Origin of the sequence: Paraglaciecola arctica BSs20135 (genome assembly GCF_000314995.1) — a bacterium.
GTDB lineage: Bacteria > Pseudomonadota > Gammaproteobacteria > Enterobacterales > Alteromonadaceae > Paraglaciecola > Paraglaciecola arctica.
The window spans coordinates 1-21,144 of record NZ_BAEO01000014.1 but is presented as its reverse complement, the minus strand read 5'-3'; the positions used below and the strand labels follow the sequence as shown (position 1 = coordinate 21,144).

Genomic DNA, 21,144 nt, shown 5'->3' with positions numbered 1-21,144 from the left:
CCTTTATTAATTGTGATTCTTAAAATATTCGCCTGCGGCTTTTACAAACCCTGTAAAAAGAGGGTGTCCGTCGCGAGGAGTTGAGTTAAATTCTGGGTGAAATTGACCGGCTACAAACCAAGGATGCTCGGCAATTTCGATCACTTCTACTAAGCGTTTGTCAGCAGATAGACCTGTGACTTTTAATCCCGCAGCTTCGATTTTGTCACGTAGGTTATTATTCACTTCGTATCTGTGTCTATGACGTTCGTATATTTCGCTGGCTCCGTACATAGCATGTACCTTGCTACCAGGAAGTAAGTGACATAGCTGGCTACCTAAACGCATAGTGCCACCTAAGTCTGAACTTTCGTCACGAGACTCAGTAGTGCCACCTGCATCTAACCATTCGGTGATTAGACCTACAACTGGGAAAGGTGTATCACGATCGAATTCAGTACTGTTGGCATTTTCCATACCAGCCACATTGCGCGCATATTCAATTAATGCCACTTGCATGCCTAAACAAATGCCTAAATAAGGTACCTGATTTTCACGAGCGAATTTGGCTGTGGTGATTTTACCTTCAATACCACGCTCACCAAAACCTCCGGGTACTAAGATGGCGTCAAGGCCTTCTAAGATATGTTCGCCTTTGCTCTCGACATCTTGTGAGTCGATGTATCTGATATTCACAGCCAAGCGATTTTTTAAACCGGCATGTTTTAGGGCTTCGTTTACGGATTTGTAAGCATCTGGCAATTCAACATATTTACCCACCATACCAATAGTGACTTCACCGATAGGATTCGATTCTGCGAAAAGTACTTGTTCCCATTCAGTTAGGTCGGCTTCTGGGCATTCCAAACCAAAACGTTCAACTACTAATTCATCTAAGCCTTGGGCCTTAAGCATGGCTGGGATTTTGTAAATGCTGTCAGCGTCTCTAAGAGAAATAACGGCTTTGTCTATAACATTGGTAAACAAGGCTATTTTTTGTCTTTCATTAGAGGGCAAAGGTACTTCTGAGCGACATACAAGAATATCGGGTTGTACCCCAACCGAGCGTAATTCTTTTACTGAATGCTGTGTGGGTTTAGTTTTAACTTCAGCCGACACTGCAAGATAGGGCACTAAGGTAAGATGCATAAACATCGCACGGTTACGGCCTACTTCAACGCCTAATTGACGTATTGCTTCAATAAAAGGTTGTGATTCAATATCACCTACAGTGCCGCCAATTTCTACTATGGCGACATCTACACCTTCTGAACCTTCAATAATTCGGCGTTTAATTTCGTTAGTGATATGGGGGATCACCTGAATGGTGGCACCTAAATAATCACCACGACGTTCCCGTTTGAGTACTTCTTCGTACACTCGGCCAGTAGTGAAGTTATTGCGTTTGGTCATACGGGTACGAATAAAACGTTCGTAGTGACCTAAGTCTAAATCCGTTTCGGCACCATCATCGGTGACAAATACTTCACCGTGCTGAATTGGGCTCATAGTGCCTGGATCAACGTTGATATAAGGGTCAAGCTTAAGCATAGTGACGTTTAAGCCCCTAGCTTCTAGAATTGCTGCAAGCGAAGCGGCAGCAATACCTTTTCCAAGTGATGAAACTACACCACCTGTGACGAAAATATAATGTGTCATGAGAACCCTAATATAGGCGTTGAGTTGAATTATTTTTGTACAGTTAGGTTTGAATTTCTCGCTATAAAGCCAAGAAAAAAACCACTACCAGACGGCGCAATAGTATACCCAAGATTGCCATCTCAGACAAAGATTAATCTGAAATAAAAGTCAGAATGTATTCCATTTAATTGAATAACATATTCTTATCCTATTAGACTATAAATCGCTCCGCCTAAACCACCCAGTATTAGGACTAGGTTTGCTAAAAATCCCATGACAAAACCCATGGCTCTGCTGCGAGGATCTTTGACATAACTTATGTAGTAAATAACTCGGCCTACCAGAAAAAAGATGCCAATTATGGAAGCTATTAATGGGCTGACAAAATAGGCAAAAATCCATAAAGCAGGTAAAAACACAATTAATTGCTCTAGGGTATTTTGTTGAACCCGATAAAGTCTTTCCCAAATGGGGTTGCCAGACACAGCTGGAGCAATCACGTTATATTTCTCGCGGCTAAAGCCTACTTTGAAAGCAAAAAATAAATATTCTAATAACGCTATAAGCGTAACAATTGCAGGTAATTCCATAGCTATTCCTTATTAAATGGTATGGCTGAGTTTAGTCTTCAGCAGCCAAGGTTTTAAGTTGATATAAATATTCTAACGCCTGTTTAGGGGTTAAATCGTCTGGGTTAATTTGTTTTAAACTGAGGCGTAAGTCATCTACAGAATTAAGTAGATTGAGTTGCTGCTCGTGCCTAACGGGTGACGGACTGCCCGACACCGTCTGACTTTCTAGCTCCGCTAATTTACGTTTGGCTTGCTGGATCACGCTTCTGGGAACACCGGCTAGTTGCGCCACTTGTAAGCCGTAACTTTTGTTGGCCGCACCTTCTTGCACTGCATGCATAAAACGAATGGTTTCTTGGTGTTCTACGGCATCAAGATGCACATTAGCCAGTTCAGGCAACTCATCGGCGAGCTGAGTGAGTTCAAAGTAGTGAGTGGCAAATAAGGTATAAGATTGTAATGTGATTGCTAGGTATTCAGCACATGCCCAAGCCAATGATAATCCATCGTAGGTGCTGGTACCACGGCCTATTTCGTCCATTAATACTAAACTATTGGCGGTGGCGTTATTGAGGATGTTAGCGGTTTCGGTCATTTCTACCATAAAAGTTGAGCGACCTGAGGCTAGATCATCCGATGCGCCAATACGGGTGAAAATTCGGTCAATAGGACCAATTTGGGCATTTTCGGCAGGTATAAAACTACCTATATATGCCATCAATACTATGAGGGCTGTTTGGCGCATGTATGTGGATTTACCGCCCATATTGGGGCCGGTGATCACTAACATACGTCTATGTGGGGTGACTGCAATAGGATTAGCAATAAAAGGCGTTTTCATCACATGTTCGACTACCGGGTGGCGACCTTGTTCGAAGTGAATACCGTTTTTTTCACTGAGTTCAGGGCAATGATAGTTTAGGGTTTCAGCTCGTTCGGCTAAATTTGTGAGCACGTCGAGTTCGGCTACGGCATCTGCGCTTTGCATCAAACTTGCCAACTCAGGCAATAAAATATCGAACAGTTCGTCGTAAAGGCGTTTTTCTAAGGCCAAAGATTTACTTTGACTGGTGAGCACTTTGTCTTCGTGTTCTTTTAATTCTTGAATAATATAACGTTCATTATTTTTTAGGGTTTGCCGGCGTACATAATCTGCGGGTACCTTGTCGGCATAACTGCGGCTGACTTCGATAAAATATCCATGTACGCGATTGTATCCGACCTTCAAGGTAGAAATGCCGGTACGCTCTTTTTCGCGCTGCTCTAATTCATCTAAATAATCGGTCGCCCCTTTAGATAAGGCACGAAGTTCGTCTAGTTCGGCGTTGTAACCTGTTTTGATCACGCCGCCGTCACGAATTAATACCGGAGGGGCTTCTTCTATGGCATTAGTGAGCAAGTCTGCAAAACTAGGAAACTGATTGATATCGTTTGCCAACTGCATCAATCCAGCGTTAGCAGACTCTGCTGATTGGTCTGTGACAAAACCTTGAATATCAGGGAGTAACTTAAAAGCTTGTCTGAGACGGGTGAAATCCCTAGGTCTTGCTGAACGCAGCGCTAAACGGGCTAATACGCGTTGCATGTCGCCCACTTGTTTGAGGCTAGCTTGTAACTGTGGATAATCACTGTTGAGCAGTGATTTAATATTTAGCTGGCGTTGTTTGAGTATTTTTATATTAGTTAAAGGGCGATGTAACCAACGTTGTAACAAGCGACTACCCATAGGTGTTGAAGCGTTGTCTAACACACTGGCAAGGGTGTGTTCTTTGCCGCCCGCTAAATTTTGGGTTAATTCTAAATTGCGCCTAGTGGCAGCATCCATCAATACGGTATCTGACTCTGTTTCGAGCACAATATTACGAATATGGGGCAGGGCGCTTCTTTGTGTGTCTTTAACATATTGCATTACGCAACCTGCCGCACATAAACCTGTTTTGTTGGCTGTTACCCCAAAACCAGTGAGTTCTTTGGTACCAAACTGTTGGTTTAATTGTTTAGTAGCGGTATCAAAATCAAACTCCCATTGTGGGCGACGTCTCAAACCTTTGCGTTGTTCAATAATATGTTGAAACGCAAAGTCTTCTGGATACAATAGTTCTACGGGATTAGTGCGCTGAATTTCAGCGGCTAATGCTTCGATATCTTTGGGTTCACAAAGGGTAAAACGACCTGTAGTGACATCTAGCGTGGCATAGCCGAAATATAGATTGTTCTGTTGTTTGACGCTGACCACAGCGGCTAATATGTTGTCTTGTTTATCTTCCAATAAGGCTTCGTCTGAAACAGTGCCTGGAGTGACAATACGTTGTACTCTTCTTTCTACCGGACCTTTGCTTGTGGCCGGATCGCCAACCTGTTCGACTATTGCAACTGATTGTCCCATTTTGACTAAACGGGCTAGATAGTTTTCTACCGCATGGTAGGGAACACCCGCCATAGGAATGGCATTGCCGCCTGATTTACCTCTAGCTGTTAGTGATATATCCAGTAATTCAGAGGCCTTTTTGGCATCATCAAAAAACAATTCATAAAAATCGCCCATACGATAAAATAGTAAAATGTCGGGATGTTCAGCCTTTATCTTTAGATATTGCTGCATCATTGGGGTATGAGTTTGCAGCGCTGGACTATTTGTTAAGGTTTGCTCTGAAAAATTACTCGATGGCATAATAGCGATTACTTTTATTCTTTTTATCTGATGGTTAGCGTGACATATTGATTATTAGATATCACATATAAGGTTGCCAACATGACTGAAGACATTACCCAATTAGCTCAACTTTTAGGAAATCAGCTTTCTGCTAAAGGTTGGCAAATCTCCTGTGCAGAATCATGCACCGGAGGCGGAGTAGGATACGCGATCACAAGTATTTCTGGAAGCTCAGCTTGGTTTAAAAAAGGTTTTATCACTTACTCAAACGAGGCTAAACATGAACTGTTGGGAGTCAGTGAAGGTACGTTAACTCAGTTCGGAGCTGTGTCGGCGCAAACAGTGGAAGAAATGGCTGCTGGTGCTGCAAAGCAGGCCAATGCTGAAGTTGCCATTGCCATCAGCGGTATTGCTGGCCCCGATGGTGGAACGCCCGATAAACCTGTAGGTACAGTCTGGTTTGGTTTTTTTATTAACGGACAGAACATAAGCCAAAAACTGCTAATAAATGGCGACAGGCAAGCCGTTCGAATAAAAGCGATTGAGTTTGCTTTATCAAATACCCTCAAATTGTTGCTAAAATAAACAATACTTTGAGAGCAAAAAAGAATTTTTACATTTCGCTTGTAACTGTATAACCATACAGTATACTTCGAGCCCAACTACGGTATATGAATAAGTATTGAAGCAAACCACTTCGATACACGACAATCACAAAGGACATTCTGATGGATGACAACAAAACTAGAGCGTTGAGCGCCGCCTTAGGCCAAATCGAAAAGCAATTTGGTAAAGGCTCTATCATGAAATTGGGCGATAATAAAACCATGGACGTTGAAACTATTTCAACTGGCTCTCTTGGTTTAGATATTGCTCTTGGTGCTGGAGGTTTACCTTTAGGACGTATCGTTGAGATATACGGCCCAGAATCCAGTGGTAAAACCACCTTAACTCTCGAAGTGATTGCCGAAGCACAGCGTAACGGTAAGGTTTGTGCCTTTATTGATGCAGAGCATGCGCTTGATCCTATCTACGCCAAAAAACTTGGTGTGGATGTAAACGAGCTTTTAGTATCACAACCCGATACTGGTGAACAAGCGCTAGAAATTTGCGACATGTTAACCCGCTCTGGCGCAGTTGATGTAATAGTAGTGGATTCGGTTGCTGCGCTTACACCTAAGGCTGAAATCGAAGGCGACATCGGTGATTCACACATGGGGCTTGCTGCCAGAATGATGAGCCAAGCTATGCGTAAGCTAACTGGTAACTTAAAAAATTCGAATACAATGTTGATTTTTATCAACCAAATTCGTATGAAAATTGGCGTAATGTTTGGTTCTCCTGAAACCACTACTGGTGGTAATGCTTTGAAGTTTTATGCTTCGGTACGTTTAGATATTCGTCGTATTGGTGCGGTTAAAGCCGGTGACGAAATAGTGGGTAATGAAACCCGCGTTAAAGTAGTCAAAAATAAAATTGCGCCTCCTTTCAAACAAGCTGAATTCCAAATTATGTATGGCGAAGGCATTAACAGCCACGGTGAACTCATTGATTTAGGTGTCACTCATAAGATGGTTGAGAAAGCCGGTGCTTGGTATAGCTACAATGGTGAGCGTATTGGGCAAGGTAAAGCTAATTCAATCGTGTATTTGAAAGAGCACCCTGAGATGGCACAAGACATTGATAAGCGTTTAAGAGATTTATTATTGTCAAAGCCAGTAGAGGCTGACAAAACTGAGAAAAAAGAAGACGCTTAATAATTTAAAGATTAAAACCAAAAACCCGCTAACTTAGCGGGTTTTTTTTGTTCCGTTTGAAATATGTTCGTTCTAATTATGTTGGCTTGATAAGTCATCCAAAATATTAATAACTTGTTCGCTGGCTTGCTCCATTTTTTCGAAAGACAATAAACTTTGTTTGATATCACCTTTTTGTAATTGTGCTAATGCAGCTATGCCATTTTGATGCACTTCTGCATGAGGTCTATCGAGTGCTTTAAAAGACGAACTTTTTTGGTAACTGTGTGATTGTTCACTGTTATACCATTGTCCTAATCTACATTGTTTATGATCTACGAATGAATCCGCAGATTTTTGAGATCTTCCTAGTGCCACCTCATATATTTCGCCTTTCCAAACTATATGATCTAACTTCACAGTCTGAATAAAACTTCTATCCGTTACCCCTACAATAGATGATTTCATTGTGCTGACTGTACCGTTGATACCACTATAACTATCGTTTAAACCAGCGATGGTGTTAGATAATTCAACGTTCGACTCTTCCAGCTCAGTAGCAAATTTAACGCCTGATTCGGTGTCTTGTTTAATTCTAGCAATAAGGCCGCCTACTTCTTCGGCAGACTTACTAGTATTACTTGCCAAACTTCTTACTTCATCCGCTACAACAGAAAAGCCTCGACCCGCATCGCCAGCTCTGGCAGCTTCAATTGCCGCATTAAGTGCTAACAAGTTGGTTTGGTCGGATATTTTGGATATGGTTTCTACAAATGAATTAATGCTATCGGCGATGGCTTCCAGATTAGCCATGCTTTGCGACATATTGTGCATTTTTTTGGTAATTTGTTCCATACCGCCAGCAATAGCTGTTATCGACTTTTGACCTAAATTTAATACTTCGTTTAGTTCATAGATAGATTCAGACTCGTGATTTATCATTTCATATGAAGACAGTACAGACTCTCTTATGCTTGTTACCTGACCAATACAATCAAGTAAGTTTGGCCAAATCTGCTGATCAAAACTTTCTTCTTGTCGAACGGCCGCAGCTGCCTTCTCAGCACTTAACTCTTCAATGAGGTCTTCGTTCTCAGTTTTATAGCGATTTTTTTCTGCTTCTAGATGAGCTAGTTTTTGTTCTAATTCAACGTATCTGCTTTTCCTGACCAACATAAATTGAGACTCCAGATGTGCAATAAAATAATAAAGGTCCAATGTCCCTTTTGTAAGCAATGAAGATTTATAACATAACTTCTGTTTTAAGCTCTGTATAATTTCCTGCTATTTTCCTCTTATGTTAGTTTTCGGCTGATTGGTGTAAAACTGAAACAATCCTATTGATTTAAACTAGACACAAGAAAAAGCTAAAATAGCCCTAATCCCTAATGGAGCCGTGACTAGTCGAATTTGTTTGAATTAATGCCATTCGTTTTTCTTTAGGTTCTGCAAGCAATAGGGTCAAGGATACCCAGTCTAGTGGTTTAGAAAATAAATACCCTTGCACCATGTCACATCCTCTTTCGGAGACATATTTGTATTGCTCGATATTTTCAATACCCTCAGCTACAGTTGCCAGACGATACGCTTTGGCAATAGACAGTATGGCTTTAATCATAGTTTTTCTAGACTCGTTTGTTGAAGTCAAATCATCTACAAATGATTTATCAATTTTTAGACAGGCTACTGGGTAGCGCATAAGCTGGTTAAACGCGGTGTAACCTGTGCCAAAATCATCCAGTGAAAGCCTAATACCCAGATTACGAATATCGTTGAGAACAGTAATGCTGAGCTCATCGGCTTCAATTAAACTGGTTTCGGTTATTTCCATTTCAATCCATTCAGGGGGAATTTTATATTTGTGCAATAATTTACTTATTTCTTTCGGGAAATAATTATTATGAAGCTCTACAGATGAAATGTTGATCCCAAACATTAGCGGATTTTGTTGAATATATACTCGGTTGGCGTCAATTAATTTGAAAGTGTTTTCGATTACCCATAAGTCAATATCTTTAATGATGTTAAATTCTTCCGCAATAGGAATAAATATATCTGGGCCTATATTTTTGAGACTTTCTGATCCAGCTCTTAGTAACACTTCCGCTCCATAAATGGTTAAATCAGATGCTTGGTAAATGGGCATGAAATTGAGGGTAAATTCATTTTTCTTTAAAGCTGTACGTACCTTTTCTGCTACTTTTTTACGGAAAAGAATGTCTTTGGATACATTTTCATCGAATATTTTGAACTGATTTTTACCACTCTTTTTGGCGTAATACATCGCCGAATCTGCTCGAGACATTAAACTACTAAAAGTAGAGGCGCTCTGATCACTAGAGGCAATGCCTAAACTTAAACTGATATTTACTGTGCTGCTGCTAAGTGAAATTCGCTTTTTTAATGCATGAAAGATTTCTTTCGCTAGACTTTCTATCTGTTGTGCATTTAATCCTTTTAATACCAGTGAAAATTCATCACCAGATAAGCGTGAAAAGACATATTTATGGGCAGATAATGGCAAGGATCCTATGGTGGAAGATATCTTTTCACTGAAACGACACAACAATTCATCACCAACAAGGTGACCAAAGGAATCATTGATTTTTTTAAAGTCATCGAGATCAAAATAGAACATCGTAAGGGGAGCGCCAATTGAAAAACTTGGCAGATTATTACTTACCCATTCTTCTAATCCTCTTCTATTAATAAGGCCAGTAAGTGGATCTGTGGTTGATACTGTTTTTAGTTTATTGTGTTGTAAGGTGATGAGTAAAATGATGACAATTAACCAAACCAACAAAATGATTTTAAGCAAATCCTGCTCTGAGATTAACTCGCCTGAAAGTGTCGCATTGCGCACAGTAATGACATAAGTGCCGACAGCTTTCATATCGTCAGTGACTATTTCTACAAAGGGGATATTCGAGAGATCTAGCTGCGCATCATCGAACCCAATTGTATATTCTTCCAACCACCAAGACTCAACTTGAAAGGCATTGAGTGGTACTTTGATGCTGCCATTAAGTGAGTTTGGGGCATATTTAATACTATTAAATTTTAATGAAACAAAGTCGTCAGGGTCTGAATAAGATGCATTAAAGTTTCTAAATGAGAAGCGGACCCTTGTGTTTTCGGTGGGCGCTTGTATATCTATATTTAATTCGATCGCGTTAAATACAGACAGATCCCTGCCTATTTTCGGATTTTCACCTAGCTCAATCGATAGGCCACAATAATTATATCCCGATGGCTCCATTAACTGACAAGTAACTGAAGGAACGCCATCTTGCTCTACAACATTACTGATAACGTTATTATTAGATAACGAACCAAAACCAAAATTTTCGTTTTTTGATAACAAGGGTAAGGTTATTTGTAAGCCATCGTATCTGTGAAATATCAGAACACTTATTGAAAATAATAATAATATGACGAGTGCACGAACGCTAAAATCAGATGGCAAATATTCATTCCCTAGGTGTATTTGGCGGAGCAAGCTTAATTTAACTAAAATTCAAGTAAATTTTAATCTAATTTCAAGCAATTAATTTTTATACCACTAATTTGGTACTACTTAAAGTTAATAGCATATATAAAGTTATACCTTCTTGGATATTTTGTTATGTGTTTTGGCCCAGCTATCGGGGAACTTACCTTGTAATACGTATGAGAACGATATGAGCTCTGCTATTACATGGTATAGCTGGTCGGGGATTTCTTGACCTAAGTCTAAAGTGGCTAGAAAGTCACTCAGGTAAGGGTCTTCATGCACCAACACTCCGTTTTGTCTTGCCAGTGCAATAATTTCTTCTGCCAAATCGCCAAATCCTTTGGCGATTATGGTTGGTGCGCCACCGGATGATGCGCCGTCAGTAGGCGGGATATTTTGATTACTCTGATTATACTTAAGGCCTACTGCGCTTTTTTGCTTGGGCTTTTTTGGTGTTTTGTCTGTCATAAATGTCTAGACCTCTTAAGCTTTAGCTTGGAACATGTGATACGGACGTTGTTGCAGAGTATCTGGGATTTTCCCTAACTGGCAATGGCTTTTGCTCACTTCAATGCCAAGAGAATCAAATTTTCTACGTAATAATGGCAGGTAGTTCATTACCTGAATTTTTACTGCTTCATTGGAGGCGTAAAAGTTTATTTCTAAGGTGTCAGATCTCAGTTTAGCCTTAGTTAATAACTCTCCTAATTCACCAACCGCTAATTTCATAGTAAGTTGCCAAGTTTTATTACTCTGCTCGTCAGCAGCTTGGTCTTCTTTATCGTTATCTTCTCGTTTAATCAGCAGTTCAATATCTTTGATGGTACCGCCAAAGGCTGTTGGTAAATTGTAATAGAAGCTTTCTTGGCCCTGGATCATTTGTTCTGCATTACTTAGTTTGCTTGTTTGGTGACCAGATAACAAACGACCAATTTCCTTCATCAATTGGTGTCTTTGTTCCAATTGTGACATCTCGCCCATGGCTTTTGAGCTCACACTTGGTTTGGCTTTGCTGGTGCCACTTAATACATTATTTAATGTTTCAGTAATATGTTCAGTACGACTTGTTTGTATACGTGTCAGCCTTGCACTCAGAGACATTTGTAATAGGGTAATCAAACCACTCATAAACCCTTGGCTTGATGTTGGATTAATCATTTGTAAAGCCGATAAATTCAGTGCTGGGGTGGTGAGCAATTGTCTTATTTGATTTACGTCTTGTTCTTTACCTTGGGGCAAAGCTTGTTTAATTTGTTGTAATACTTGTTCTACTAATTGTTTGCTTGGTTGTTCGGTTACTCCCTTAAAAAACTCCCCATCAACTAAAGCTTTTTCTATTGATTGCAGGGTGATAGCTGGTGCTTCTGCTTTTGCTTGGACTATGCGTAATAAACTTTGTACTAAGTTGATTTGTTCTGGTTTGTTGGCAAGTAGACTCTGGCTAATCACACTTTGTGCCAAAGGTCTTTCTTGTATTTGAGCCTGCAAATTAGAGGCGGCCTCTTGCATGCTTAATCTAGTTTCTGGGGATTTAGTGCCATCCACTGGAGGCACAATAGGCCTAGTTTTATTGTCAGCGGTTATTTGCTGCAAGTTCTCAGTGCCTAACCTTTGGGTCTTTGGGCTTACTTCTGAGCGAGTTGTTTGCACCGGTGTTTGAATTAGTTTGCTGTTCTCAATAGATAAATTTAATTCTTTCATGACTGCTAATTGATTTGGCAGTTTGAGTGGTGCTAATGCCTGAGCAATCTCTTTGGTAATAACAATAGTGGCTACAGGTTTAGTGTTTTGTACTAATAAACCAATTTCACCACTGGGTTTTATTTGCAGAGATATTTTATCTATAGGTAAGGCTTGCAGTTTTTGTATCAGAGCTTGATTCTGTTCATTATTGATTTTACTCAATTGCTGTAAAACTGGCTTGATGGGTAGTTCAAAACTAGCTGATTTATCTAGCTTTAGTTCTCCTAAGCTGGCTTTTATTATAGGCGTGGCAAGTATTGGGGTGAGTAAACTTTGTTGATCTTTAACAACTCTCATTTCTGAATTGGAGTTTGTTTGAGTTGCAGTTACATTGGTTTGCGCTAAAAGCTGACTCGCAATTTTATTTGGCGCTAGCTGAGTAGGCAAAGCAGAAGTGCTTAGTTGGTTTCTTAACTGCACCTTATCTTCGCTGATGCTTTTTGGCTGATTAGATAGGTCCATTTTATTTTGCACAATAGTAAGTTGCCAATTATTGCCTTTAGGAGCAAGACTCAGGCTGACTTTTTCACCTACTGTAAATTGATTTAATTGTTTGACCGGTAATGCAAGTTCGATAGCTGGCTTTTGATCCGTCAGACTTACTCTAAGAGTATTCTGCTGTGTCTGTATAGGACTTGTTGCAGTTTGTGGTTTGATTAACTCCGAAGGTATTTGGGTATTGGGTAGTCCTTTGGTCAATGCAGCTAAAACTGTTGCATTAAGAACGGGGAGTGTATTGGTTGTATCTGATTTAACGAGTAGGTTACTGGGAATTAATTGTTTTGCTGGTAACCTCAGTAAACTTTGCAATTGTTGTTCAGTGAGTGGAATAACATTCGTTAATTTGGCACTTGATGTTGAAAAAAAACTCAAGTGCAGGACTATTTTCTAAAGATAATTTAACTTGGTGAGTTTGACCTTCTGTTAGTTTTCCTGTGATCTCTGGATTGTTTATTAAAACAACTTTATTCAGTAAAACAGTGTTTTTATTTAAACTTAAAACGTTACCGGCTAAATGTTTCACTAATACATCAACACCTTGTCGAGCTACCTCTGACGTAGGGGCCAATTGACTCAGTTGGGTAATAGCCTGAGATATGGTTGCTTGGGAAGATTGGGAAATGTCAGGCATATAAAGGTTATCGGCTGATATTATTAAGCATGAGTTAAATTATAGTTTACCCGCAACTCACCTATATTGGCTAATCCACTTGTTTATTAGTCACACTTTATTGGATTTAGCATGCTAATTATTTTGTTACCAATTATTAGGACAAATTGGTATTTCAATTTGTTTTTGCTAGTAGGTCAGAGCCAAACCCTATGATATTATTGAAAGTTAATTTGCTGCGCTCTTTGCCGTGCTATTTATAAGTTAAATTTATAAGCACTATTTTTTATACGCATTATACGCACTCTAATTTAAACGCACTCTAATAGAAAAAACGAGGATCCGTTTGGCGGTACTTTCTGTAACTAATTTGTCTGTAGTCAAAAGAGATCGATTATTGTTTGAAAACCTAAACTTTGCCGTAAAGCAAGGCGGTTTACTGTACGTCAAAGGGCAAAATGGCGCCGGTAAAACCAGTATGCTTAGAGTGCTGGCGGGTTTAGTGGCGGCTGATTCTGGTGAAGTCTATTTCTCACAACAAAACATCCAAGATTGTCGCGAAAATTATCATCAAAATTTGGTGTATTTTGGTCACAAGTTAGGAATTAACCAGACACTCAGTGCGGTGGAAAATTTGCAGTTTTGGTGCAAACAACATCTGGTTAGTATTTCAGTTGATACAATTTATGACACTTTAGCTCAGCTAAATTTAGTAGGATTAGAAGATATTCCAGTAGCAAATTTATCTGCTGGACAACAGCGTAGGGTGGCATTGGCAAGATTTTGGTTTAAACGAGATGCAAAATTATGGATCTTGGACGAACCTTTTACCGCGCTTGATACTCAAGGTATTGATTTGTTAAGCAATCAAATTACTCAATTTCTCAGTGGTGGTGGTGCAGTAGTGATGACTTCTCACCAAGCTTTACGTATTGATTATCCAACGGATGAACTGACCTTGGAGTACCGGATTTAGTGGCGGCATTGATGGCTATTTTAAAGCGTGACTTAGCCTTGGCATATAGACAAAGAGCTGAGTTGATGCAGCCGATGTTATTTTTTATTTTGGTGATAAGCCTGTTTCCATTGGCTGTGGGACCTGAACCAAAAACCTTGCAACTCATTGGCCCAGGGGTTATTTGGGTGGCTGCTATATTATCTTCGCTGTTAGGTTTAGAGCGATTATTTCGAGATGATTTTCAAGATGGTTCATTGGAACAATTGATGTTGTCGAGTACTTCATTACCTGCTGCTGCTTTAGTAAAAGTGCTGGTCCATTGGTTAACTAGTATTCTGCCTTTGATCATATTATCGCCCTTGTTGGCGCTGTTTTTACACTTGAGTGAACCAATGTATTGGGCATTATTAAAAACCTTGTTATTAGGCACTCCTTTATTGAGCCTGATTGGTGCTATAGCGGTAGGTTTGACTGTTGGATTAAATCGCGGCGGCGTGTTGTTAGCGTTATTGCTACTTCCGGTGTTTATTCCGCTGTTAATTTTTGCTACCTCGGCCGTAGAATCTGCTTCTATGCAATTACAATATACTGCACAACTGGCGATCATTGGCGCTATGTTCCTTTTCTCCTTAGCCTTGGCCCCTTTTGCCATCGCTTATGCACTTAGAGTGAGTCAAACCTGATGTGGAAGTGGTTACATCCTTACGCTAAAACTGAACGTACCTATCATCTATGCCAAAAATTGTTGCCTTGGTTTAGTCTGCTGGGGTTGGCTGTCATTTTAGTCGCAACCGTTTGGGGCTTGGCTTTTGCCCCTATGGATTATCAACAAAGTGAAGCCTACCGAATTATTTATGTGCATGTACCTAGTGCCGTTCTATCAAAAAGTTTATACAGCGCAATGGCCATTGCCGCTTTTGTTGGTTTAGTCTGGCAGGTTAAAACGTCTTTTATGGCGATGATGGCCTTAGCACCTGTAGGTGCAACTGTTACTTTTGTTTCGCTTATCACTGGCGCCGCTTGGGGAAAACCTATGTGGGGCACATGGTGGGAGTGGGATGCTAGGTTAACGTCGCAATTGATATTATTGTTTTTATTTCTTGGGGTGATTTCGTTATACAAAGCTTTTGAAGATAAACAACAAGCGGGTAAAGCTGCTGGGGTTATGGCGATAGTTGGGGTGATCAATCTGCCGATTATTCATTACTCAGTACAATGGTGGAACACCTTGCATCAAGGCGCCAGCATCATGAAATTCGATAAACCTTCAATGCCGCCAGAAATGTTATGGCCACTTCTACTGTCTATTCTTGGCTGGGCATTGGTTAGTGGGGCTATTTTTTTATTACGTATGCAAAACGAGATCCTGCAACGAGAGCTTAAACGCCCTTGGGTAGTGGCTTTGGCAAATAAAAGCGCAGCCTCTAGTGAGGGCAAATAATGCATTTTGAAGACTTCAGTAGTTTCTTAGATATGGCCGGTTACGGTTTATACGTTTGGTTGTCATTTGGTTGTGCAGCCATAAGTCTATTGGTTTTATGGCTAGACTCATTTTTTTCAAAACGAGCCATGTTGAAACAAGTCTTGACTGAACAAAAAAGGCAAGCGCGCATTAAAGCTGCGGCTGAGCAAAGTGCTACAGCTGAGAAAAGTGCTACAGCTCAGAAAAGTGCTACAGCGGAACAAAGAACTAACGGAGAAACAATATGAACCCAAGACGTCAAAAACGATTGCTGGTGGTATCTTCAATCATACTGGTATTAGGTGGCGCTATTGGTTTGATGTTGTATGCACTTAGCCAAAATATCGACCTGTTTTATACACCTTCCGAAATTATTGAGGGTAAAGATGGACAAATTCCTCAGGTTGGTCAGCGTTTGCGTATCGGTGGCATGGTTGTGCCCGGTACTGTTAAGCGAGATCAACAAACCTTGAAGGTCAGTTTTGATTTAGTGGATACCGGCCCTGTCGTGACTGTGAGTTATCAAGGGATTTTACCCGACTTGTTTCGAGAAGGGCAGGGCATTGTTGCAACAGGAGTGCTGACTAAAAATAACCATATTGATGCTCATGAAGTGTTAGCTAAACATGATGAAGAATATATGCCACCCGAGTTGGCAGAAAAAATGAAAGGCATTAAACACATTAAACCAGACCAGGCTAGTTATGGTAAAGCACAGGCAGGTGAATAATCATGGTAGCTGAATTAGGAAATTTTGCGTTAGTAATGGCTTTGATGATGGGCATATTGTTGTCTATTTACCCTATGTGGGGCGCCTACGTGAATCATTCTCGCATGATGGCCATGGCAAAACCTTTAGCCATTGGTATGTTTGTGTTTACTGTATTTGCTTATGCTTGCCTGACCCATGGTTTTATTACCGATGATTTTAGTTTGGCTTATGTAGCTAATACTTCGAACAGTACCTTGCCCATTTATTACAAAATTACCGCCGTGTGGGGCGGGCATGAAGGCTCGTTTTTATTGTGGGTGTTGATCTTCTCTACCTGGACAGTGGCGGTGGCACTTTTTAGTAAGGCTATTCCCATCAAAATGGTCGCCAGAGTGTTATCCATCTTAGGTATGGTAGCGATTGGCTTTTACTTGTTTATGTTACTTACCTCTAACCCATTTGATCGTTTATTGCCCTTTTTCCCTATAGATGGCAAAGACTTAAATCCATTATTGCAAGATATTGGCATGATTATTCATCCTCCAATGTTGTACATGGGATATGTAGGTTTTTCTGTTGCTTTTGCTTTTGCGATTGCTGCGTTGATTTCTGGCCAGTTGGATTCAACTTGGGCTCGATGGTCTAGGCCTTGGACATTAGCTGCATGGTCGTTTCTCACTGTAGGGGTGGCCCTGGGTAGTTGGTGGGCCTACTACGAACTTGGTTGGGGCGGTTGGTGGTTTTGGGATCCTGTTGAAAATGCTTCTTTTATGCCTTGGTTGATAGGTACTGCTTTGATCCACAGTTTGGCTGTGACTGAAAAACGTAAAGTGTTTAAGTCTTGGACAGTGTTGCTGGCGATATCTGCGTTTTCATTAAGCCTCTTGGGTACCTTTTTAGTGCGCTCAGGGGTATTGGTTTCAGTGCATTCATTTGCTAGCGATCCTAGTCGTGGACTATTTATTCTTGGCTTGTTAGTGGTGATTATCGGCGGTTCATTGGCTTTGTACGCCTACAGGGCTCCACAGTTAAAAGGTAATGGCAGATACCAACTGTTTTCAAGAGAAGTATTATTGATTGGTAATAATGTGTTCTTAAGCGCCGCCACTTTGGTGGTGTTGTTAGGCACTTTATTACCTTTGGTTCACAAGGAAATAGGCATGGGGTCTATTTCTATCGGCGCGCCATTCTTCAATCAAATGTTTACTTATCTCATTGTGCCATTTGTATTGATTATGGGAATAGGCCCACTGTCGCGCTGGAAAAGCCAATCGCCACAGGCCCTTTACAAACAATTGTTGATAGCTTTTGCTTTAAGTGTATCGGCTGCAGTATTAGTTAATGCCAGTTTTGAACAATCCAGTTATATGGCGACCTTAGGCTTAGTGATGAGTTTTTGGATTGTTGTCACTACTATTATGGAAATTCGCCAGCGTATTGAGCCACAAATCACCTCAGGTAAATATTCCATTTTGCAGAGCTTACAAAAACTGACGCCTAGTCATTGGGGCATGGTATCTGGGCATCTAGGTTTTGCCGTTACGCTTATCGGTATTGCATTAGTTAGTGCCTATAACGTAGAGCGCAATGTCAGAATGGCGCCCGGAGACAGCGTAACATTGCAAGGTTATGAGTTTGTTTTCAAAAACGTATCAGAATATTCCGGCCCTAATTTTACTGCTGATGTAGGCCATGTTGATGTATATCAACAGGGTAATAAAGTGGCATCAGTTGCCGCTGAAAAACGTTTTTATCCGGTGCAACGAAATGTCATGACCGAAGCGGGTATAGATTCTGGTTTCACACGAGATTTATTTGTGGCTTTAGGTGAGCAGCTTAAAAATGGCGATTGGTCATTACGTATTTATGTAAAACCTTTTATTAACTGGATATGGTTAGGCGCATTTATTATGGCCTTTGGCGGAGTTTTGTCTATTAGTGATAAACGTTATCGTATGACTAAAATTGTGCATAAATCCAAAGCGAATAAAACATCCAATCCGACCTTAGCGGAGCAACTGTCTTGAAAAAAATCGCATTATATTTGATCCCATTGGGACTGTTTTTGGGGTTAATTATATTTTTGTATCAAGGGTTGTTTTCCAATCCAAGAGAGCATCAATCTAGCCTACTTGAACAACCTATGCCTGAGTTTGTTTTGCCTGATTTAATGAATATTGAGCAGACTTATAACGAAGATGTATTTCTTGGCAAAGTGACACTTCTTAATGTTTGGGGAGTATGGTGCATCACATGCGCCATTGAGTTGCCTTACCTCAAGCAGTTACAAGGTGAAGGTAAACACATTGTGGGTTTGTACTTTGACCAAGATATGGACCCGGATTTTGGAATTAAAACTGTCGCACGCGTGCAGCAGGAAGTCACAGATAAGCTCAGTCAATTGGGCAATCCTTATGCCTTCAATATATTTGATGTCAAACGGGATCTGTCCATGGATCTTGGCGTAACCGGCGCACCAGAAACTTATCTTATTGATCAACAAGGCAAGATACGCTTGCACCACATTGGTGATATCAATCCTCGTGTGTGGAAGAACAAATTTGCACCTGTATACGACTTGTTGGTGGCGCAATGAATCGCTTAGTCACTACTTTAATGATTCTTATACTAGGCAGTGTTATCAACCTTGCACTTGCAACAGAAGACAAGTTTCACTTTGATGAGCCTAAAAAAGACGCATTATTTTTAGAGTTAACCAAAGAATTACGCTGCCCCAAATGCCAGAACCAAAATATTGCCGATTCTGATGCCATGATAGCGGTGGATCTAAAACGCAAGGTCTACGACTTGCTACAAAAAGATTACGATAAAGAGCAAGTGATTGAATATATGAAGCAAAGATATGGCGACTTTGTGTATTACCAACCCCCAGTAAATCCTATGACAATTTGGTTATGGTTATTGCCTGTGTTATTTGTTTTTGCCGCTTTGGTGGGAATTGTTATCACTCGCAAACGTCAAGGGGTTGAGATGGACAGTGAGCAGTTAGCCAAGGCTCAAGAAATTTTGGAGCGTGACGAGTGACTCTTTTTTATCTAGGTGCAGTGTTGTTTGTTGTTATTGGCCTATTGTTTATCGCTTTTCCATGTTTTAGAAAAACTGCTGATGGATCTGTTAGTGCGTTAACCAATAAGAAATTAATTAAACAACGACTAAATGAATTACAGACTGAGCAGCAACAAGGTTTGTTGAGCGACACAGACAGACTACAGTCAGAAAATGAATTAAAACTAGCTCTGTTAGATGAAATTAATACCAGTCAAGACAATGGTTCTAGTGCACGACTGGCTATTATCATTGGCGCTTTGGTGAGTGTGTCGATAGGCATAGCTGTGTATTATTATGCGAATCAAATTCAATCTATTGAGCAATGGCAGATTGCGCAACAACAAACTAGTGAGCTTGGGCAGAGAATGATTAAAGGCGATGAAAGCCTTAATTTAGAAGATTTACAAACCTTTGCCTTAGGATTGCGCACAAAATTGGTCGACACCCCTGAAGACGCCACTGGTTGGATGTTGTTAGGCAGAGTATCAGGTGCCATTAATAGGATTGACAGCGCTATTGAAGCGTTTGAAAAATCTTTGAAATATGATCCCAATAACGTTGGAACTTTATCAAGCTACGCTCAAGCGTTATTGATGACAGGGCAAGAGCAGCAAGTATTGCAGGCTAAAAATGTGTTGTTGTACATACTCAAATTGGAACCAGACAACACTAATGCTATGGGCGTTTTGGCTATTGCTGCCACTGAGTTAGGTGATAAGGCATTAGCACTGGAAAATTGGCAAAGATTAATGGTTTTTATACCTGAAACTGACCCGAATTATATGGCGGTTAATCAACGAATTTTGCAATTGCAGGCAGAACTTGACCAAACTAGCCAGCAAGTGGCTCAGAACCAGACTAAGCCTTCAGAGGACAGCCTAGGTTCAACACGAGTATCGGTAACTATTAATATCAATGCTGAGCTGCAGTCAAAATTGCCTGAAAACGGCTTTTTATTCGTATTTGCTCAAGAAAGTACCGGAAAAATGAAAATGCCAGCTGCTGTGGTGAAAATGCCTCTAGGTGAATTCCCAATTGTAGTTGAGTTGTCTGATGACAATGCCATGACGCCAAATTATACCTTGTCGCAATTACAACAAGCTAAGTTGGTCGCTAGGGTTTCTATAGATGGAAATGGGACTCAGGCAGCAGGTGACTTGCAAGGTGAATTGATAACAGTCCTGAGCGCAGATCAGATGACGCAAGTCACAATAACGATAGATAGAGAATTATAATGAATAAAATAGCTGTTCTAATAATGGCAACTGGTTTGTTGCTGCTCGGAGGGTGTGCTTCCCAGCAAACTACTAGTGACCAAGCGCAGCAGTACCAAGATCCTAAAGATCCATTAGAATCATTAAACCGCACTATGTGGGACTTCAATTATGAGGTTTTAGATGAATATATCTTAAGGCCTACTGCAGTGGCTTATGTGGATTATATGCCACAAATAGCGCGCACAGGTTTACTGAACATGGCAGAAAATCTTGAAGAGCCTTCAAACAGTCTGAATAATCTGCTGCAAGGCAAGCTGGATGGCACCTTTATTAGTCTGGGCCGTTTTTTGTTGAATTCCACTGTGGGTATACTTGGTTTAATAGATGTCGCCAGTGAAATTGGTTTAGAGCCTAAGGAAGAGGAATTTGGAGAAGTCTTGGGCAAGTGGGGGGTAAATACAGGACCCTATTTGATGATACCTGCGCTAGGACCTAGCGATATACGCAGTTCAGTAGGCGATTATGTGGATTCATACTACTTACCTATAGATGGTCTCAATTTTTACTTTAGCTTCTTGCGTATAGGTATTAAAGCATTAGAAAGCCGAGCCTCGGTAATACAACAAGAACAACAACTCAATTCTTCAGCCGATCCCTATGCTTTTGTAAAAAGTGCCTATTTCCAAAACTTAGAATTTAAAGTGAAAGATGGAAAGGTAGAAAAATCCGAAGAGGAAGAAGCACTAGAAGATGATATCGATGCATTTTTGGATGACCTTTAGCTGCGCTAACTAATTC

20 protein-coding genes are annotated in these 21,144 nt (G+C 40.5%); 12 read left to right on the top strand and 8 right to left on the bottom strand.

Going from position 1 to position 21,144, the window contains the following annotated elements:
* Window positions 1-6 precede the first annotated feature (6 nt).
* From GARC_RS05545 to mutS, 3 genes are all read right to left on the bottom strand, one after another.
* Window positions 7-1,638, bottom strand: coding sequence for a CTP synthase (locus tag GARC_RS05545; protein WP_007617640.1), 1,632 nt, complete (start codon window positions 1,636-1,638; stop codon window positions 7-9).
* 185 nt (window positions 1,639-1,823) lie between these two features.
* Window positions 1,824-2,210, bottom strand: a complete 387-nt coding sequence (locus GARC_RS05540; protein WP_007617639.1) for an MAPEG family protein — start codon at window positions 2,208-2,210, stop codon at window positions 1,824-1,826.
* A gap of 31 nt (window positions 2,211-2,241) precedes the next feature.
* Window positions 2,242-4,863, bottom strand: a complete 2,622-nt coding sequence (mutS, locus tag GARC_RS05535) for a DNA mismatch repair protein MutS (protein WP_007617638.1) — start codon at window positions 4,861-4,863, stop codon at window positions 2,242-2,244.
* A gap of 81 nt (window positions 4,864-4,944) precedes the next feature.
* Here mutS and pncC point away from each other — a divergent pair, with 81 nt between their 5' ends.
* Both pncC and recA read left to right on the top strand, forming a co-directional pair.
* Window positions 4,945-5,430, top strand: a complete 486-nt coding sequence (gene pncC / locus GARC_RS05530; RefSeq protein WP_007617637.1) for a nicotinamide-nucleotide amidase — start codon at window positions 4,945-4,947, stop codon at window positions 5,428-5,430.
* 143 nt (window positions 5,431-5,573) lie between these two features.
* On the top strand, window positions 5,574-6,602 hold the full coding sequence (gene recA, locus GARC_RS05525; RefSeq protein ID WP_007617636.1) for a recombinase RecA: 1,029 nt from the start codon (window positions 5,574-5,576) through the stop codon (window positions 6,600-6,602).
* Between the two features lie 72 nt (window positions 6,603-6,674).
* On the opposite strand, the gene GARC_RS27625 is transcribed toward recA, so the two are convergent.
* From GARC_RS27625 to GARC_RS27180, 5 genes are all read right to left on the bottom strand, one after another.
* Complete coding sequence (locus tag GARC_RS27625; RefSeq protein ID WP_007617635.1) at window positions 6,675-7,757, bottom strand: methyl-accepting chemotaxis protein; 1,083 nt, start codon at window positions 7,755-7,757, stop codon at window positions 6,675-6,677.
* 202 nt (window positions 7,758-7,959) lie between these two features.
* The gene (locus GARC_RS05515) at window positions 7,960-10,047 is read right to left on the bottom strand and encodes a putative bifunctional diguanylate cyclase/phosphodiesterase (RefSeq protein WP_007617634.1); all 2,088 of its coding nucleotides are present in this window, start codon (window positions 10,045-10,047) and stop codon (window positions 7,960-7,962) included.
* Window positions 10,048-10,182: 135 nt separating this feature from the next.
* A complete protein-coding gene (locus tag GARC_RS05510; RefSeq protein ID WP_007617633.1) occupies window positions 10,183-10,542 on the bottom strand; it encodes an EscU/YscU/HrcU family type III secretion system export apparatus switch protein in 360 nt (119 codons plus the stop codon).
* A 15-nt stretch (window positions 10,543-10,557) separates the two neighbouring features.
* A complete protein-coding gene (gene fliK, locus GARC_RS05505) occupies window positions 10,558-12,690 on the bottom strand; it encodes a flagellar hook-length control protein FliK (protein WP_226989067.1) in 2,133 nt (710 codons plus the stop codon).
* Window positions 12,635-12,949 (bottom strand): hypothetical protein, encoded by a 315-nt coding sequence (locus GARC_RS27180; protein WP_007617631.1) that lies wholly within the window; start codon window positions 12,947-12,949, stop codon window positions 12,635-12,637. Before GARC_RS27180 ends, fliK begins: the two co-directional genes overlap by 56 nt.
* A 325-nt stretch (window positions 12,950-13,274) precedes the next feature.
* Between GARC_RS27180 and ccmA the strand changes: the two genes are divergently transcribed.
* The 10 genes from ccmA to GARC_RS05455 are packed head-to-tail and all read left to right on the top strand — an operon-like array spanning window position 13,275 to window position 21,128.
* Window positions 13,275-13,904 (top strand): cytochrome c biogenesis heme-transporting ATPase CcmA, encoded by a 630-nt coding sequence (gene ccmA / locus GARC_RS05500; RefSeq protein WP_007617630.1) that lies wholly within the window; start codon window positions 13,275-13,277, stop codon window positions 13,902-13,904.
* A gap of 11 nt (window positions 13,905-13,915) precedes the next feature.
* Window positions 13,916-14,569, top strand: a complete 654-nt coding sequence (ccmB, locus tag GARC_RS05495) for a heme exporter protein CcmB (RefSeq protein WP_193363072.1) — start codon at window positions 13,916-13,918, stop codon at window positions 14,567-14,569.
* Window positions 14,569-15,327 (top strand): heme ABC transporter permease, encoded by a 759-nt coding sequence (locus GARC_RS05490; protein ID WP_007617628.1) that lies wholly within the window; start codon window positions 14,569-14,571, stop codon window positions 15,325-15,327. The genes ccmB and GARC_RS05490 overlap by 1 nt, the downstream gene beginning before the upstream one ends.
* Complete coding sequence (gene ccmD, locus GARC_RS05485) at window positions 15,327-15,596, top strand: heme exporter protein CcmD (RefSeq protein ID WP_007617627.1); 270 nt, start codon at window positions 15,327-15,329, stop codon at window positions 15,594-15,596. Before GARC_RS05490 ends, ccmD begins: the two co-directional genes overlap by 1 nt.
* On the top strand, window positions 15,593-16,078 hold the full coding sequence (ccmE, locus tag GARC_RS05480; protein ID WP_007617625.1) for a cytochrome c maturation protein CcmE: 486 nt from the start codon (window positions 15,593-15,595) through the stop codon (window positions 16,076-16,078). Before ccmD ends, ccmE begins: the two co-directional genes overlap by 4 nt.
* 2 nt (window positions 16,079-16,080) lie before the next feature.
* Window positions 16,081-18,087 (top strand): heme lyase CcmF/NrfE family subunit, encoded by a 2,007-nt coding sequence (locus GARC_RS05475; RefSeq protein ID WP_007617623.1) that lies wholly within the window; start codon window positions 16,081-16,083, stop codon window positions 18,085-18,087.
* Window positions 18,084-18,656: a redoxin family protein gene (locus GARC_RS05470; RefSeq protein ID WP_007617621.1), complete on the top strand. Its 573-nt coding sequence runs from the start codon at window positions 18,084-18,086 to the stop codon at window positions 18,654-18,656. The genes GARC_RS05475 and GARC_RS05470 overlap by 4 nt, the downstream gene beginning before the upstream one ends.
* Window positions 18,653-19,105: a cytochrome c-type biogenesis protein gene (locus tag GARC_RS05465; protein ID WP_007617619.1), complete on the top strand. Its 453-nt coding sequence runs from the start codon at window positions 18,653-18,655 to the stop codon at window positions 19,103-19,105. Before GARC_RS05470 ends, GARC_RS05465 begins: the two co-directional genes overlap by 4 nt.
* On the top strand, window positions 19,102-20,364 hold the full coding sequence (gene ccmI, locus GARC_RS05460) for a c-type cytochrome biogenesis protein CcmI (RefSeq protein ID WP_007617617.1): 1,263 nt from the start codon (window positions 19,102-19,104) through the stop codon (window positions 20,362-20,364). Before GARC_RS05465 ends, ccmI begins: the two co-directional genes overlap by 4 nt.
* Window positions 20,364-21,128, top strand: a complete 765-nt coding sequence (locus tag GARC_RS05455; RefSeq protein ID WP_007617615.1) for an MlaA family lipoprotein — start codon at window positions 20,364-20,366, stop codon at window positions 21,126-21,128. Before ccmI ends, GARC_RS05455 begins: the two co-directional genes overlap by 1 nt.
* Window positions 21,129-21,144: the final 16 nt, after the last annotated feature.